We start from the raw sequence: 15272 nt of genomic DNA on the forward strand, positions 1-15272 counted from the left end.
ATTCCTCGGGGCCGTCGCTACAGTGGCTGCCCGTTTTTGTTGCCTTGCTAACGAATATGACACCCCTAGAACGATATCAAGCTGATCTGAAACGCCCGGAGTTCTTCCACGACGCAGCCCAGGAAACGGCAGTGCGGCACTTGCAGCGCCTGTACGATGACTTGATCGCCGCGTCGAACAACAAGCCGGGCTTGTTGGGCAAACTGTTCGGCAAGAAGGAGCAGGCACCGGTCAAGGGCCTGTACTTCTGGGGTGGCGTGGGCCGTGGCAAGACCTACCTGGTGGACACATTCTTCGAAGCGCTGCCGTTCAAGGAAAAGACCCGGACGCACTTCCACCGCTTCATGAAGCGGGTGCACGAAGAAATGAAGACCCTGGGCGGCGAGAAGAACCCGCTGACCATCATCGCCAAGCGTTTTGCCAGCGAAACACGGGTGATCTGCTTCGACGAATTCTTTGTCTCCGATATCACCGATGCCATGATCCTCGGCACCTTGATGGAGGAGTTGTTCAAGAATGGCGTGACCCTGGTCGCCACCTCCAACATCGTGCCGGACGGCCTCTACAAGGACGGCCTGCAGCGAGCGCGCTTCCTGCCGGCCATTGCGCTGATCAAGGAACACACGGAAATCGTCAACGTCGACAGCGGCGTCGACTATCGCCTGCGTCATCTCGAGCAGGCGGAACTGTTCCATTACCCCCTGGACGCCGCTGCCGAAGAAAGCCTGCGCAAGAGCTTCCGTGCCCTGACACCGGAATGCACCCAGGCGGTCGAAAACGACGTGCTGATCATCGAGAATCGCGAGATCCGTGCCATTCGCACCTGTGACGACGTGGCCTGGTTCGACTTCCGCGAGCTGTGCGACGGCCCTCGTAGCCAGAACGACTACATCGAGCTGGGCAAGATCTTCCATGCCGTGCTGCTCAGTGGCGTCGAACAGATGAGCGTCACCACCGACGACATCGCTCGCCGCTTCATCAACATGGTGGACGAATTCTACGATCGCAACGTCAAGTTGATCATCTCGGCCGAAGTCGAACTCAAGGACCTCTACACCGGCGGTCGCCTGACCTTCGAATTCCAGCGGACCCTGAGTCGCCTGCTGGAAATGCAATCCCACGAGTTCCTGTCGCGGGCGCACAAGCCGTAGGGTGATTCGGAAAACAAGAAAGGCCTGCGATCGCAGGCCTTTTTTGTGCGCGCCAGATCAGCAGTTCACGGATAACCCTGTGGCAGCGAGCTTGCTCGCGCTGGCGTCTTGTCAGTCAACATCAGTGCTGCCGAACCATCGCCATCGCGAGCAAGCTCGCTCCCACAGTGGATCGTTGCCAAGCCCTCGGCCTACGCCGCCTGCTGGAACTGCTGGCGATACTGATTCGGCGACAGGTCGGTGTGTTGTCGGAACAGCCGCGCGAAAAAGCTCGCATCGTCGTAGCCCACTTCATAGCTGATGGTCTTGATGCTCTTGCGGCTACCGGACAGCAGGCCCTTGGCGGTCTCTATTCGCAGCCGCTGCAGGTAATGCAGCGGTTTGTCCCCGGTGGCGGTCTGGAAGCGACGCATGAAGTTGCGAATGCTCATGCCATGTTCCCGGGCGACGTCCTCGAAGCGGAACTTGTCGGCGAAGTGTTCTTCGAGCCATTGCTGGATCTGCAGGATGATCACATCCTGATGCAGCTTCTGGCCACCGAAGCCGATCCGGCCCGGCGAATAGTTGCGCTGCACTTCATACAGGATGTCCCGTGCCACGGCCTGGGCCACGTTGGCGCCGCAGAAGCGTTCGATGAGATAGATGTACAGGTCGCAGGCCGACGTCGTGCCGCCGGCGCAGAACAGATTGTCGGCATCGGTCAGGTGCTTGTCCTGGTTCAGGTGCACCTGGGGAAAACGTTCCTTGAACGCGTTGAAGAAGCGCCAGTAGGTGGTGGCTTCCTTGCCGTCGAGCAATCCGGCTTCGGCCAGCCAGAAAACCCCGGTGGCTTCGCCGCACAGCACTGCGCCGCGGGCATGTTGCTCCCGCAGCCAGGGCAGGATCTGAGGGTAGCGCTGGCAAAGGCTGTCAAAATCATCCCAGAACGCGGGCAGGATGATCACATCGGTGTTTTCCAGGCCTCCGTCCACCGGGATGATCACATCGCTGAAGCTGTTCACCGGCTTGCCGTCGGGGCTGACCAGGCGGATTTCAAATGCCGGGGTCAGGCCTTGGCCCAGTTGTTTGCCATAGCGCAGGCTGGCCAGATGGAAAAAATCCTTGGCTTGCATGAGAGTGAAGGCGAAGACCCGGTCGATAGCCAGGATGCTGACGCGCCGCAAGGGCGTGGAGACGTGCTTGGACATAATTCATCTTTATTTTTATAGGGGATAGTGGTCACCAGACGGCTGGATCGTCTTATTTTTTGTCGGATGTGTCCAGTGTCCTGTCACTCCCCGCAGGCTTAGGCTCTGTGGGATAACCACATCCAACAATAACGAAAGGTGCGTCATGATCCCAAGAACCCTGTTCAGTCCCGAGCACGAATTGTTCCGTGACAGCGTACGAACCTTCCTTGAAAAAGAAGCCGTGCCCTACCACAGCCAGTGGGAAAAACAGGGTCATATCGACCGCCAGCTCTGGAACAAGGCGGGGGAGGCGGGCATGTTGTGTTCCCATCTCCCCCAGGCTTATGGCGGGCTGGAGGCGGACTTTCTCTACAGCGCGGTGGTGATCGAGGAAATCGGCCGCCTGGGCCTGACGGGCATCGGTTTCTCACTGCACTCGGACATAGTCGCGCCTTACATCCTGCATTACGGCAGCGAAGCGTTGAAGCACAAGTACCTGCCGAAACTGATCTCCGGCGAGATGGTCACGGCCATCGCCATGACCGAGCCGGGCGCCGGTTCCGACCTGCAAGGGGTGAAGACCACGGCCGTGCTGGACGGGGATGAGTATGTCCTCAACGGTTCGAAAACCTTCATCACCAATGGCTTCCTGGCCGACCTGGTGATCGTGGTCGCCAAAACTGACCCGAAGGCCGGCGCCAAGGGCACCAGCCTGTTTCTGGTGGAGTCGGGCACGCCTGGCTTCGAAAAAGGCAAGCGCCTGGAAAAGGTCGGAATGAAGGCCCAGGACACATCGGAACTGTTTTTCCAGGATGTCCGCGTGCCGAAGGAAAACCTGCTCGGGCAGGCTGGAATGGGCTTCGCCTACTTGATGCAGGAGCTGCCCCAGGAGCGCCTCACTGTCGCCATCGGCGGCCTGGCCTCGGCCGAAGCCGCGCTGCAGTGGACGCTGGACTACACCCGCGAGCGCAAGGCGTTCGGTAAATCCATTGCAGACTTCCAGAACACCCGTTTCAAGCTCGCGGAAATGGCCACCGAAATCCAGATCGGCCGGGTTTTCGTCGATCGCTGCCTGGAATTGCACCTGCAAGGCAAGCTCGACGTGCCGACCGCGGCGATGGCCAAGTACTGGGGCACCGATCTGCAATGCAAGGTGCTCGACGAGTGCGTGCAGTTGCATGGCGGCTACGGCTTCATGTGGGAATACCCGATTGCCCGTGCGTGGGCCGATGCCCGGGTGCAGCGGATCTATGCAGGGACCAATGAAATCATGAAGGAGATCATTGCGCGGTCGCTTTGATGCGGTGGTGAGCCTGGGTTCGCTATCGCGAGCAAGCTCGCTCCCACAAGGGTTCTGTGCTTTTCACAATGTGATCAGACACAAATCGCCTGTGGGAGCGGGCTTGCTCGCGATGGGGCCTATGAATCAATCAAGGCGCCGGGTTCGGCTGATCCTTGTGGATCGCCTCGATCCCCGCCAGCACCTCGTCCGACAGCTTCAGGTCGAGGCTTTCGATGTTGCTGTCCAGTTGCTCCAGGGTGGTGGCGCCAATGATGTTGCTGGTCACGAACGGCTGTTGGGTGACGAACGCCAGCGCCATCTGCGCCGGGTCCAGGCCGTGCTCGCGGGCCAGCGCCACGTACCGGCTGCACGCGGCTTCCGATTGAGGGTTGAAATAGCGTGTGAAACGGCTGTAGAGGGTCAAACGACCCTTGGCCGGCCGTGCGCCGTTCTCATATTTGCCCGACAGGAAGCCAAACGCCAAGGGTGAGTAGGCCAGCAGGCCGCACTGTTCACGAATGGCAATTTCTGCAAGGCCGACTTCGAAGCTGCGGTTGAGCAGGTTGTACGGATTCTGGATCGACACCGCGCGCGGCCAGCCACGGGCTTCGGCCAGGGCAAGGAATTTCATGGTGCCCCAGGGTGTTTCGTTGGACAGGCCGATATGCCGGATCTTGCCGGCCCGCACCTGTTCGTCCAAGGCCTCGAGGGTTTCTTCCAGTGGCGTGAAGTTTTCATCGGCCTTGTGCTGGTAGCCCAGTTGCCCGAAGAAATTGGTGCTGCGCTCAGGCCAGTGCAGTTGGTAGAGGTCGATCCAGTCGGTCTGCAGGCGCTTGAGGCTGGCGTCCAGCGCCTGGACGATGTGCTGGCGGTTGTGCTTAAGGTTCTTGTCGCGGATGTAGTCGATGGTGTTGCCGGGACCGGCGATCTTGCTCGCCAGGATCCAGTCGGCGCGGTCGCCGCGGCTCTTGAAGTAGTTGCCGATGTAGCGTTCGGTGGTGGCGTAGGTGTCGGCTTTCGGCGGGACCGGATACATCTCGGCGGTGTCGATGAAATTGATGCCGGCACCCTTGGCGCGTTCGATCTGGGCAAAGGCCTCGGCTTCGCTGTTCTGTTCACCCCAGGTCATGGTTCCGAGACACAGGGCGCTTACGTTCAGATCGGTACGGCCTAGCTGGCGATAGTCCATCGGGGACTCCTCGGGCAAAGCAAGCATAAAAGCAGGTTGAATTATTTTTCGCAATCTGCATAATTGCGCACCTCTTTCTGCAGTGGAAGTGATGCCCCGCCGCCGAAGAATCTTGCCGTTGAACGGACGCGCCGACCCGAGCCCCCGAAAGCGTCTGTATCCGGCTGCCTTTGACTTGTCAAAGTACGCACTATTCAGTAAGATCCGCCGTCTAATTTACAGGGCGGCCCCTGAGGCTATAAAGAATGAAAACTTTTACTGCTAAACCGGAAACAGTAAAGCGCGACTGGTTCGTCGTCGACGCTGCTGGTCAGACCCTGGGTCGTCTGGCCACCGAAATCGCGAGCCGTCTGCGTGGCAAGCACAAGCCTGAGTACACTCCTCACGTCGACACCGGTGACTACATCGTTGTGATCAACGCCGAGCAGGTACGTGTGACGGGTGCCAAGACCTCTGACAAGATGTACTACTCCCACTCCGGTTTTCCTGGTGGCATCAAGTCGATCAACTTTGAAAAGCTGATCGCCAAAGCCCCTGAGCGCGTGATCGAGACCGCGGTTAAAGGCATGCTGCCTAAGAACCCGCTGGGTCGCGACATGTATCGTAAGCTGAAGGTTTATGCGGGCGCTGCTCACCCTCATACTGCTCAGCAGCCCCAAGAACTGAAGTTTTAACGGAATAGTTCATTATGTCGGCGACTCAAAATTACGGCACTGGCCGTCGCAAGACTGCAACCGCACGCGTTTTCCTGCGTCCGGGCACTGGCAACATCTCCATCAACAACCGCTCCCTGGATAACTTCTTCGGCCGCGAGACTGCTCGCATGGTCGTTCGCCAGCCGCTGGAACTGACCGAGACCATCGAGAAATTCGATATCTACGTCACTGTCATCGGTGGTGGTGTAAGTGGTCAGGCTGGCGCCATCCGTCACGGCATCACTCGTGCCCTGATGGACTACGACGAAACTCTGCGCAGCCCACTGCGCAAAGCCGGCTTTGTTACTCGCGATGCTCGCGAAGTTGAACGTAAGAAAGTCGGTCTGCGTAAAGCGCGTAAGCGTCCTCAGTACTCGAAGCGTTAATTCGTCTTCGCGTTCAAAAAAACGCCCAGTTCCATACGGAGCTGGGCGTTTTTTTATGGGTAAAATAATTTGCTGTGACAACTTGCCACATCCGTAGAGTCCCTATACTACAAGGCTTGGCGGTATGACCGCTCGGTAATTACCTTGTCAGAATTGGGGGTTTTCATTACCATTCGGCAAAATTTTTATAAGTTCAGATTTTTACTTAGTAGACGCCTGATTCAACAGGCCACAAAGCTGATGGGAGAGGACTGAATGAGCAATGACGGCGTGAATGCAGGCCGGCGTCGCTTCCTGGTAGCAGCCACATCCGTGGTGGGTGCTGCAGGAGCGGTGGGGGCTGCGGTCCCGTTCGTGGGGTCATGGTTTCCCAGCGCCAAGGCGAAAGCTGCCGGCGCACCGGTGAAAGTGAATGTCAGCAAGATCGAGCCAGGCCAGCAGATGATTGCTGAGTGGCGCGGCCAGCCGGTGTTCATCGTCCGCCGTACGGAGGAAATCCTGGGGAATCTGAAAAAGATCGAGGGTCAGTTGTCCGACCCATCCTCCAAGAACTCGGTCCAACCGGAATACGTCAACCCTGAAACGCGTTCGATCAAGCCGGAAGTCCTGCTGCTGATCGGTATCTGTACGCACCTGGGTTGCTCGCCAACGTTCCGTCCCGAAGTGGCTCCTGCCGACCTGGGCAAGGATTGGGTCGGCGGCTATTTCTGCCCTTGCCACGGCTCCCATTACGACCTGGCCGGTCGCGTCTACAAGTCGCAACCCGCACCTCTGAACCTGCCAGTTCCCCCGCATTCCTATGAGACCGATGACATCATTGTCGTTGGCGTCGATACGGAGAAAGCGTGATGAGCAAATTAATGGATTGGTTCGATGCGCGCTTTCCCGCGACCAAAATGTGGGAAGACCATCTCAGCAAGTACTACGCCCCGAAGAACTTCAACTTCTTCTACTTCTTTGGCTCCCTGGCACTGCTCGTTCTGGTCAACCAGATCGTTACCGGTGTCTGGCTGACCATGAGCTACACCCCGTCGGCGGAAGAGGCGTTTGCCTCCGTCGAGTACATCATGCGCGACGTCGAGTACGGCTCGATCCTGCGTCTGCTGCACTCCACCGGTGCCTCGGCATTCTTCATCGTGGTCTACCTGCACATGTTCCGCGGCCTGCTCTACGGTTCGTACCAGAAGCCTCGTGAGCTGGTGTGGGTCTTCGGCATGCTGATCTACCTGGCGCTGATGGCCGAGGCCTTCATGGGCTACCTGCTGCCGTGGGGCCAGATGTCTTACTGGGGTGCCCAGGTGATCATCTCGCTGTTCGGTGCGATTCCTGTCATCGGCGACGACCTGACCCAGTGGATCCGTGGCGACTACCTGATCTCGGGTATCACCTTGAACCGCTTCTTCGCCCTGCATGTGGTGGCCCTGCCGATCGTGATCCTCGGCCTGGTGGTGCTGCACATCCTGGCGCTGCATGAAGTCGGTTCGAACAACCCTGACGGCGTGGATATCAAGAAACTCAAGGACGAAAACGGCGTACCGCTGGATGGCATTGCCTTCCACCCGTACTACACCGTGAAGGATATCGTCGGCGTGGTGGTGTTCCTGTTCATCTTCTGCTCCATCGTGTTCTTCTTCCCGGAAATGGGCGGTTACTTCCTGGAGAAACCGAACTTCGAGCAGGCGAACGCCTTCAAGACGCCTGAGCACATCGCTCCCGTCTGGTACTTCACACCGTTCTACGCGATTTTGCGGGCGGTTCCGGACAAGCTGCTGGGGGTCATCGCCATGGGCGCGGCCATCGCGGTGCTGTTCGTGCTGCCGTGGCTGGACCGCAGTCCGGTCAAGTCGATGCGATACAAAGGCTGGCTGAGCCGGATCTGGCTCGTGGTGTTCTGCATCTCGTTCGTGATCCTGGGCGTGCTGGGCGTATTGGCGCCAACGCCGGGTCGTACGTTGCTGTCGCAGGTCTGCACCTTCCTGTACTTCGCCTACTTCATTCTGATGCCTTTCTATACCAGGCTCGAGAAGACCAAACCGGTTCCGGAAAGGGTGACTGGCTGATGAAAAAACTATTCGCTGTATTGATTCTCGCTGCCATGCCTGTCCTGTCCTTCGCGGCCGAACACGGCGGACCAGAACTGGAAAAAGTCGACATCGACGTTTCCGATAAGGCCGCCATGCAGGACGGTGCCCGTACTTTCGCCAACTACTGCATGGGCTGCCACAGTGCCAAGTTCCAGCGTTACGAGCGCGTGGCCAATGACCTGGGCATCCCTCATGAGTTGATGCTGGAGAAGCTGGTATTCACCGGCGCCAAGTTGGGCGACCACATGAACATCGGCATGCAGCCGGCAGACGCCAAGACCTGGTTCGGCGCCGCGCCGCCCGACCTGACCCTGGTCGCTCGCGTGCGCGGGACCGACTGGCTCTATGGCTACCTGCGTTCGTTCTATGAAGATCCGGCGCGTCCATGGGGCGTGAACAACAAGGTCTTCCCGAACGTGGGCATGCCGAACGTCCTGGTTGGCCTGCAGGGTCGCCAGGTCGTGGGCTGCAAGCAGGTCCAGATCGTCGAGGACGGCAAGAAGCAATTCGACCCGCTGACCGGCACTGCCTTGACCCATGAGGCCTGTGACCAGTTGACGATCCTGCCCAATACCGGCAGCCTCACTCCCGAGCAGTTCGATGAGAAGGTCAAGAATCTGGTAACCTTCCTGGCTTACTCGGCGAACCCGGTGAAGCTGGAGCACCAGCGCATTGGTACCTACGTGTTGCTGTACCTGGCGTTCTTCTTCGTATTCGCCTATCTGCTCAAGCGTGAATACTGGAAAGACGTACATTGATAAAGCTGTAAGCCGTTGCTGTTAATCGTGCGCGCCCAAGGGCGTCTCTGAAGGTGTAACGAGCCTGGTTGGCCAGGTGTTACGGGAGACGCCCTCTGGGCGCGCTCGTTTTTCCGTTTTTCAAGAATTTCAACAAGCGAGGAGGATCGCCATGGGCGTGACCAATCGGTTGGCCTGTTACTCCGACCCCGCCGACCACTATTCCCACCGGGTACGTATCGTACTGGCAGAGAAAGGTGTCAGCGCCGAGATCATTTATGTCGAGGCGGGTCGTCAACCGCCAAAGCTGATCGAGGTGAACCCTTACGGTAGCCTGCCTACGCTGGTCGATCGTGACCTGGCGTTATGGGAGTCGACCGTGGTGATGGAATATCTGGATGAGCGTTATCCGCATCCACCTTTGCTGCCGGTGTACCCTGTCGCTCGTGCGAACAGCCGTCTGCTGATTCATCGTATCCAGCGCGACTGGTGCGGATTGGTGGACCTGATCCTGGATCCGCGAACCAAGGAGTCGGATCGGGTGGTCGCGCGCAAGGAATTGCGCGAAAGCCTGACAGGCGTATCGCCGCTGTTCATCGACAAACCGTTTTTCCTCAGTGAGGAACAAAGTCTGGTGGATTGCTGCCTATTGCCCATACTCTGGCGTTTGCCGATTCTGGGTATCGAACTGCCGCGGCCCGCCAAGCCGCTGCTTGATTATATGGAGCGCCAATTCGCGCGTGAGACGTTCCAGGCAAGCCTGTCTGGTGTCGAGCGCGACATGCGCTGAGGCTTAGGGAGCCGCTATGAACTCCAGTCGACCTTATCTGGTCCGCGCGCTCTATGAGTGGATTGTGGACAACGATTGCACCCCGCATATGCTGGTCAACGCCGAGTATCCTTCGGTGCAGGTGCCGCAGGGTTTTGCCAGTGATGGGCAGATTGTCCTCAACGTTTCGCCGGCCGCCGTGCGCCATCTGCACATGGACAACGACGCCGTAAGTTTCGAAGGGCGCTTTGGTGGTGTGCCGCACACGCTGTATGTGCCTATTGCTTCGATCCTCGGGATCTACGCCCGGGAGAATGGCCAGGGCATGGTGTTCGAGTTGGAAGCGCCATTGGATGGCGAGGATGAGTATGAGGCGGATGATGACTTGCCGCCGGATGACGAGCCGCCGCGGCCTAGTGGGCGGCCTAGTCTTAAGGTGGTGAAGTAGCGGGGCGCCGTTTTTTTTGACTGCTTGGTGTGTATATCCGTTTCTTCGATAACGGCTGCTTACGGTTCCGCAGAAACGGATATACACACAAACCAACCCCCCAAAAAAAACGGCACTTCCCCATCTGAAGAAGCACCGTTTTCCAGCCAAGCCAAGCGCAGCATCAAGAACCGCAACTGCCCTCAGTCAATATACTCAAACAACTTAACGATCTTCTGCACCCCGGAAACTCCCTGCACCAGATTGGTCGCCTGGGCGGCCTCTTGCTTGGTCAGCAGACCCAGCAGATAAACAATACCGTTCTCGGTCACGACCTTGATGCGCGAGCCTGGAATACTGGCATCGGTGAGCATCTGGGTCTTGATCTTGGTGGTCAGCCAGGCGTCGTTCTGGCGCGCCAGCAGCGAGGAGGGTGGCAGGACCTGCAACTCGTTATGGACGGTCTTGACCCGTTGCACGGCGCTGGCGGCTTGCTCGGCCTTGGCCTTGAGGTCTTCCCTCGGGGTCTGGCCGGCCAGCAGCACGACACCGTTGAAGCTGGTGACGACGATATGCGAGTTGTTGTCCAGGTCCGGGTCGGCCTTGGCGATGTTCACGCCGGCCTTGGTTTCGATCAGAGAGTCGTCGATCTTGCTGCCGAAGGTGCGGGTGCCGCGGTCGTCTTCAATCGGCTTCTCCCGGCTGGCGTTCACCACCGATGTGCAGCCGCTGATGCCGAGGCACAGGGTCAGGGCCAGAAGGCCAAGGCGATTAGGGGTCATTCTTCACTCCCGAACAGTTGGCTGTCGATCAAGTCGCAGAGACAGTGGATCGCCAGCAGGTGGACTTCCTGGATACGTGCGGTGACATTGGCCGGTACGCGAATCTCGACGTCCTCGGGCAAGAGCAGTGATGCCATGCCGCCGCCATCGCGTCCGGTCAATGCTACGACAATCATTTCGCGATCATGTGCGGCCTGGATCGCCTGAATAATGTTGGCCGAGTTACCGCTGGTGGAGATCGCCAGCAATACATCGCCAGGCTGGCCCAGGGCGCGGATCTGTTTGGAGAAGACTTCGTTGTAGCTGTAGTCGTTGGCGATGGAGGTGATCGTCGAGCTGTCGGTGGTCAGGGCGATGGCCGGCAGGCTCGGGCGCTCGCGCTCGAAGCGATTGAGCAGCTCCGACGAGAAGTGCTGGGCGTCGCCGGCCGAGCCGCCGTTGCCGCACGACAACATCTTGCCCTCGTTGAGCAGGGCGTTGACCATCACCTGGCTGGCTTGCTCGATGTGCGGTGCAAGTACGTCCATCGCCTGCTGCTTGGTGTCGATACTGGCCTGAAAAAGCTGGCGGATTCGCGATTGCATGTCCATCTGTGTGACCTTAAGTAGCGCGACTTATCGGCACAGGCGTGTGCGGCGCGCAAAGCAAAGAGCAAAAATTGAATGAAGGTGTCCGGCCCGGTTCGTCATGACGTTGGCGTTCAACTGTCGAAGGCGTTCTGTAGCCAGTTCAACTGATCGGCGTTGCTGTCGATGGCAACCACGTCGAAACGACAGGGGTGATCGGCCCATTGAGATTCGCATTGCAGAAAATACTGCGCGGCGAATATCAGCTTCTGGCGCTTGCGCGCGTCGATGCTGTCGAGGGCGCCACCCCATTGGGTGTTTTTTCTGTAGCGGACTTCGACAAATACTACTGTATCGCCATCAAGCATGACCAGATCAAGCTCGCCGCGTTTACACAACCAGTTCTGCGCCACCAGGCGCAGACCGTGTTGCTGGAGATGCGCGAGGGCGAGGCCCTCGGCATTCCGACCGCTTTGCTGGCGTGATCGCTCGGGCATCAGCGCTGAGTGTCCGGCAGGCGCTGCACTTGACCGTTGACGAACTCGGCCCAGGGCAGTTGCCGCTGGATCCGCTGGGATTGCGACACCGCCAGGCTACCCGACAGGCCTTCGATACGGCTGTCCGGCAGGGTCTTGAGCTGACCCAGGCGTGGCGCCAGGCGGTAGGCATCCGCGCCCATCGCGTACAACCGGCCCAGGCTGCCGCCGGCCTGGGGCCATTGTGCGGTGACCTGCTTGCGCAGCGGGTCGTTGGCATCGAGCAGCCACGGGGTTTCGCAGAAACGGATACCGTTCATGTCGTTGTACTGGTTCTGGTCGCCGCTGGCACTGAACACCTGGGACGTTGCGTAGACCGGCACGTCGCCAGCGTATTGGAAGTTCAGGGTCGGCTTGATCTGCTGGGCCTGTTGCGGAGTCGAGGCCAGGAAAATGAATTCGATGTCCTGGCGACGGGACGGCTGGGCCGCAACCGTGGTGCCCACGGTGCTCTGCAGGCTCTTGGCGCGGGCTTCGCTCTGGCGCAGCTGGAACATGTCGGCGATCTGCTGGGCCAGTTGTACTGGCTGGTCGACGCGTTCGATAGCGACGATGGTGCCGCCGTTGGCTTGCCAGTCCTGGCTGAAGGCCTTCAGTACCCGATCACCCCATTCGCCTTTCGGCACCATCGCGGCCGCGCGATGCAGGCCGTCGGCGCGGGCGCGACGAGCGACTTCGCGAGCTTCGTCCTCCGGAGCCAGGCCGAACTGGAATAGCTGGGGTGGGCCTTGCTCGCCTTCGCTGTAGTTCAGCGCCAGGGTGGTGATCGGCAATTGCGGCCGCGTGCTGATCTGCTTGACCAGCGGTTTTTCCAGGGGGCCTACCACCAATTGCACGCCGTCCGCCTGGGCCTTGCGATAGAACTCGTCCATGGAGGTCAGGTTGGTGCTGTCGTAGAACTGGATGCTGGGTGGATTCTGCCCGGCCTGTTGGGCCTGGTAGTGGGCGGCCATGAAGCCTTCGCGCAGGGCCTTGGCAACCGTAGCCAGCTGGCCATTCTGGGGCAGCAGCAATGCGATTTTGCTCAGTGGCTGGCTGGCCAGCTCCTTGAGCTTGACCAGGGGTGTCGGCAGCTGGATCGCGGCGGGATGCTTGGGATTCTGCTCGCGCCAGCTATCGATGGCGGCCTGCTGCTGCTCCAGGGTGCCGGCGGTTTTCACCGCACGGGCCAGGCTCAGCCAGCCTCCGAGGTCATCGGTGGTGCTCGGTTGCAGTTGATCGGTGGGCAGCGAGGCGATCAGCGACCAGATGGCTTCGTGGTTTTTCGCCGCGGCCTCGTTCTCGAGCAGTGGTGCGATGAAGATCCGTTCCCGGGCGGCCGCCAGGGTCTGGCCATCGGCCTCCAGGGCACGGGCATGCACGGTGCCGGTACGGATCTGTTGTTCAACCGGCATTTCGCCTAGGTGCTGCTGGCTCGGATGGCTCAGGGCAGCCAGCGCCGCCTTGGGCTGATTGCGTGTCATGGCCAGTTCCGCCGACAGGGTGCTGGCGAAGATCTGCTGGCCAGGCTTGAGCTGTTCCAGCGGCACCTGTTGCAGGATCTGCGCGGACTGGCCGGCATTGCCTTGACGGTAGGCCAGGTCCGCCGCGCTCAGGCGCAGCAGGGCGGCTTTTTCCGGAGTTTTGCTTTGGGCGGCCTGTTCGAGCAGTTGCTCGATACTGGCATCCGGGGTCCGTGGAAGCTCGCCAAGGCTGGACGAGGGCGAGCTGGCGCAGGCCGCCAGAAGGGCAGCGAGGCAGAGAGCGGAAAACAGCCGCAGGCAAGCGATCATGTAAATGTTCCTGATACGAGATCAAATTAGCGTCGAATTGTACCCAAGCGCTGGCCGGGGTGCGATGTCGGTGGCGTGAATCGATCGATTTAGCTATTTCAAAGGGTGCGGCGCGCCACAAAAGTCAGGTATTGACCTGTGGCCAGGGGGCGCGCTCCCTGGCCACAATGGCTGAAGTGAACAGCCGAGACGGCCGGCACACGCTACAATGGCGGTTTTACCGATCATGAGGTATGCGCTTTGACTGTTCCAGGTGCTTTGAATTCCGCCGCCGGCTCGCTTTATGTGGTGGCGACGCCCATCGGCAACCTGGACGATATCAGCGCCCGGGCGCTGAAGATTCTGCAGGATGTTGCCCTGATCGCGGCCGAAGACACGCGCCATTCCCAGCGTCTGCTGCAGCATTTCGGCATAGGCACGCCGTTGGCGGCCTGCCATGAGCACAATGAGCGCGATGAAGGCAGTCGCTTCATCACGCGCCTGTTGGCGGGCGATAACGTTGCGCTGATTTCCGATGCCGGTACGCCGCTGATTTCCGACCCCGGCTATCATCTGGTGCGCCAGGCCCGTGCCGCCGGTATCAATGTCGTACCGGTGCCGGGAGCCTGCGCGCTGATCGCAGCGTTGTCGGCGGCCGGCCTGCCGTCGGACCGTTTCATCTTCGAAGGTTTCCTGCCGGCCAAGGCGGTGGGGCGGCGGGCGCGCCTGGAGTCTATAAAGGAGGAGCCTCGTACCCTGATTTTCTACGAAGCACCGCATCGGATCCTGGAATGCCTGCAGGACATGGAGTCGGTATTCGGTCCCGAGCGCCCGGCGCTACTGGCCCGCGAGCTGACCAAGACCTTCGAAACCCTCAAGGGGCTACCGTTGGCGCAGTTGCGGGCTTTCGTCGAAAACGATAGCAACCAGCAGCGTGGCGAATGCGTGGTGCTGGTGGCAGGTTGGACGGCGCCGGAAAATGAGGAGGGTGTCAGCGGCGAGGCGATGCGCATCCTGGACCTGTTGCTCGAGGAAATGCCGCTCAAGCGCGCCGCCGCGCTTGCCGCGCAGATTACCGGCGAGCGCAAGAACGTGCTGTATCAGGTAGCGCTGGATAAACAGAAGGCCCGGTAAAACCGGACAGGCAACCTGGCCAAAGGCTTTTAGCGCTTGTTCTTCGCACGCTCTGCCGTTAACCTTCGCGGCGGAGAGTCGATCGGACAGTCGCTGCCCTCTATGAGAATTAGGGGGGGGAGGAAAGTCCGGGCTCCATAGGGCGAAGTGCCAGGTAATGCCTGGGAGGCGCGAGCCTACGGAAAGTGCCACAGAAAATAACCGCCTAAGCGCTTCGGCGCCGGTAAGGGTGAAAAGGTGCGGTAAGAGCGCACCGCACGGCTGGCAACAGTTCGTGGCTAGGTAAACCCCACTTGGAGCAAGACCAAATAGGGTCCCAAGGCGTGGCCCGCGCTGGGACCGGGTAGGTTGCTAAAGATGTCCAGTGATGGCCATCGTAGACGAATGACTGTTCAAGACAGAACCCGGCTTACAGATCGACTCTCCACCTTTTCCCTCCCTGCTGAAATCATCGGCAGCAGCAGTTGCTAATACCAAAAAAATCTTACTCTTAACAAATCACTTTAACTTGTGAGCGCAGTTTCCTGTGTTCGCTCGAATTATGGTGAAAAATCCTACGTCAGATTCCTGTTAGCCCTCCAGATCCGCTCCTAAATCTCCGATCTATAAGGCTT

General features: G+C 59.4%; 16 protein-coding genes and 1 other RNA gene. 11 read left to right on the forward strand and 6 right to left on the reverse strand.

Annotated elements, in window-relative coordinates:
* Nucleotides 1-56 precede the first annotated feature (56 nt).
* The gene (gene zapE, locus BT179_RS20745) at nucleotides 57-1151 is read left to right on the forward strand and encodes a cell division protein ZapE (RefSeq protein WP_072396921.1); all 1095 of its coding nucleotides are present in this window, start codon (nucleotides 57-59) and stop codon (nucleotides 1149-1151) included.
* A 191-nt stretch (nucleotides 1152-1342) separates the two neighbouring features.
* Here the strand turns inward: zapE and BT179_RS20750 are convergent, their stop codons facing one another.
* Nucleotides 1343-2239, reverse strand: a complete 897-nt coding sequence (locus BT179_RS20750) for a GlxA family transcriptional regulator (RefSeq protein WP_172834656.1) — start codon at nucleotides 2237-2239, stop codon at nucleotides 1343-1345.
* A 244-nt stretch (nucleotides 2240-2483) separates the two neighbouring features.
* On the opposite strand from BT179_RS20750, the gene BT179_RS20755 reads away from it, so the two are divergent.
* Nucleotides 2484-3620 (forward strand): acyl-CoA dehydrogenase family protein, encoded by a 1137-nt coding sequence (locus tag BT179_RS20755; RefSeq protein ID WP_072396925.1) that lies wholly within the window; start codon nucleotides 2484-2486, stop codon nucleotides 3618-3620.
* Nucleotides 3621-3750: 130 nt separating this feature from the next.
* Here BT179_RS20755 and BT179_RS20760 read toward each other — a convergent pair whose 3' ends face one another.
* A complete protein-coding gene (locus tag BT179_RS20760; protein WP_072396928.1) occupies nucleotides 3751-4791 on the reverse strand; it encodes an NADP(H)-dependent aldo-keto reductase in 1041 nt (346 codons plus the stop codon).
* 245 nt (nucleotides 4792-5036) lie between these two features.
* On the opposite strand from BT179_RS20760, the gene rplM reads away from it, so the two are divergent.
* From rplM to BT179_RS20795, 7 genes are all read left to right on the forward strand, one after another.
* On the forward strand, nucleotides 5037-5465 hold the full coding sequence (gene rplM, locus BT179_RS20765; protein WP_053146474.1) for a 50S ribosomal protein L13: 429 nt from the start codon (nucleotides 5037-5039) through the stop codon (nucleotides 5463-5465).
* Between the two features lie 14 nt (nucleotides 5466-5479).
* Nucleotides 5480-5872 carry a 30S ribosomal protein S9 gene (rpsI, locus tag BT179_RS20770; protein WP_072396930.1) on the forward strand — a complete coding sequence of 131 codons (393 nt, stop codon included), beginning with the start codon at nucleotides 5480-5482 and terminating at the stop codon, nucleotides 5870-5872.
* A 255-nt stretch (nucleotides 5873-6127) separates the two neighbouring features.
* Nucleotides 6128-6721: a ubiquinol-cytochrome c reductase iron-sulfur subunit gene (gene petA / locus BT179_RS20775; protein ID WP_039591565.1), complete on the forward strand. Its 594-nt coding sequence runs from the start codon at nucleotides 6128-6130 to the stop codon at nucleotides 6719-6721.
* Complete coding sequence (locus BT179_RS20780; RefSeq protein WP_053146468.1) at nucleotides 6721-7932, forward strand: cytochrome b; 1212 nt, start codon at nucleotides 6721-6723, stop codon at nucleotides 7930-7932. The genes petA and BT179_RS20780 overlap by 1 nt, the downstream gene beginning before the upstream one ends.
* Nucleotides 7932-8714, forward strand: coding sequence for a cytochrome c1 (locus BT179_RS20785; RefSeq protein ID WP_072396932.1), 783 nt, complete (start codon nucleotides 7932-7934; stop codon nucleotides 8712-8714). Before BT179_RS20780 ends, BT179_RS20785 begins: the two co-directional genes overlap by 1 nt.
* Nucleotides 8715-8865: 151 nt before the next feature.
* On the forward strand, nucleotides 8866-9483 hold the full coding sequence (locus BT179_RS20790; protein WP_072396934.1) for a glutathione S-transferase N-terminal domain-containing protein: 618 nt from the start codon (nucleotides 8866-8868) through the stop codon (nucleotides 9481-9483).
* 16 nt (nucleotides 9484-9499) lie between these two features.
* Nucleotides 9500-9910 carry a ClpXP protease specificity-enhancing factor gene (locus tag BT179_RS20795; protein ID WP_072396936.1) on the forward strand — a complete coding sequence of 137 codons (411 nt, stop codon included), beginning with the start codon at nucleotides 9500-9502 and terminating at the stop codon, nucleotides 9908-9910.
* 182 nt (nucleotides 9911-10092) lie between these two features.
* Here BT179_RS20795 and BT179_RS20800 read toward each other — a convergent pair whose 3' ends face one another.
* The 4 genes from BT179_RS20800 to BT179_RS20815 all read right to left on the reverse strand — a co-directional run bounded on the left by BT179_RS20800 (nucleotide 10093) and on the right by BT179_RS20815 (nucleotide 13545).
* Entirely contained in the window at nucleotides 10093-10671 is a 579-nt protein-coding gene (locus tag BT179_RS20800; protein ID WP_072396938.1) for a BON domain-containing protein, read from the reverse strand.
* Nucleotides 10668-11261 carry a phosphoheptose isomerase gene (locus BT179_RS20805; protein WP_007928463.1) on the reverse strand — a complete coding sequence of 198 codons (594 nt, stop codon included), beginning with the start codon at nucleotides 11259-11261 and terminating at the stop codon, nucleotides 10668-10670. The genes BT179_RS20800 and BT179_RS20805 overlap by 4 nt, the downstream gene beginning before the upstream one ends.
* Before the next feature lie 110 nt (nucleotides 11262-11371).
* Entirely contained in the window at nucleotides 11372-11734 is a 363-nt protein-coding gene (locus BT179_RS20810) for a YraN family protein (protein WP_072396940.1), read from the reverse strand.
* A complete protein-coding gene (locus tag BT179_RS20815) occupies nucleotides 11734-13545 on the reverse strand; it encodes a penicillin-binding protein activator (RefSeq protein WP_072396963.1) in 1812 nt (603 codons plus the stop codon). The genes BT179_RS20810 and BT179_RS20815 overlap by 1 nt, the downstream gene beginning before the upstream one ends.
* Before the next feature lie 240 nt (nucleotides 13546-13785).
* On the opposite strand from BT179_RS20815, the gene rsmI reads away from it, so the two are divergent.
* Nucleotides 13786-14658, forward strand: a complete 873-nt coding sequence (rsmI, locus tag BT179_RS20820; protein ID WP_072431565.1) for a 16S rRNA (cytidine(1402)-2'-O)-methyltransferase — start codon at nucleotides 13786-13788, stop codon at nucleotides 14656-14658.
* Between the two features lie 74 nt (nucleotides 14659-14732).
* Nucleotides 14733-15086: RNase P RNA component class A (rnpB, locus tag BT179_RS20825), an RNA gene on the forward strand.
* Nucleotides 15087-15272: the final 186 nt, after the last annotated feature.

Source organism: Pseudomonas sp. NFACC43 (assembly GCF_900119645.1).
GTDB lineage: Bacteria > Pseudomonadota > Gammaproteobacteria > Pseudomonadales > Pseudomonadaceae > Aquipseudomonas.

Coding starts and splice junctions, on each gene's coding strand:
- rpsI (WP_072396930.1), top strand. CDS start 5,480: ATGTCGGCGACTCAAAATTACGGCACTGGCCGTCGCAAGACTGCAACC.
- BT179_RS20805 (WP_007928463.1), bottom strand. CDS start 11,261: ATGGACATGCAATCGCGAATCCGCCAGCTTTTTCAGGCCAGTATCGAC.
- BT179_RS20815 (WP_072396963.1), bottom strand. CDS start 13,545: ATGATCGCTTGCCTGCGGCTGTTTTCCGCTCTCTGCCTCGCTGCCCTT.
- BT179_RS20800 (WP_072396938.1), bottom strand. CDS start 10,671: ATGACCCCTAATCGCCTTGGCCTTCTGGCCCTGACCCTGTGCCTCGGC.
- BT179_RS20755 (WP_072396925.1), top strand. CDS start 2,484: ATGATCCCAAGAACCCTGTTCAGTCCCGAGCACGAATTGTTCCGTGAC.
- petA (WP_039591565.1), top strand. CDS start 6,128: ATGAGCAATGACGGCGTGAATGCAGGCCGGCGTCGCTTCCTGGTAGCA.
- zapE (WP_072396921.1), top strand. CDS start 57: ATGACACCCCTAGAACGATATCAAGCTGATCTGAAACGCCCGGAGTTC.
- BT179_RS20790 (WP_072396934.1), top strand. CDS start 8,866: ATGGGCGTGACCAATCGGTTGGCCTGTTACTCCGACCCCGCCGACCAC.
- BT179_RS20810 (WP_072396940.1), bottom strand. CDS start 11,734: ATGCCCGAGCGATCACGCCAGCAAAGCGGTCGGAATGCCGAGGGCCTC.
- BT179_RS20780 (WP_053146468.1), top strand. CDS start 6,721: ATGAGCAAATTAATGGATTGGTTCGATGCGCGCTTTCCCGCGACCAAA.
- rplM (WP_053146474.1), top strand. CDS start 5,037: ATGAAAACTTTTACTGCTAAACCGGAAACAGTAAAGCGCGACTGGTTC.
- BT179_RS20760 (WP_072396928.1), bottom strand. CDS start 4,791: ATGGACTATCGCCAGCTAGGCCGTACCGATCTGAACGTAAGCGCCCTG.
- BT179_RS20795 (WP_072396936.1), top strand. CDS start 9,500: ATGAACTCCAGTCGACCTTATCTGGTCCGCGCGCTCTATGAGTGGATT.
- BT179_RS20785 (WP_072396932.1), top strand. CDS start 7,932: ATGAAAAAACTATTCGCTGTATTGATTCTCGCTGCCATGCCTGTCCTG.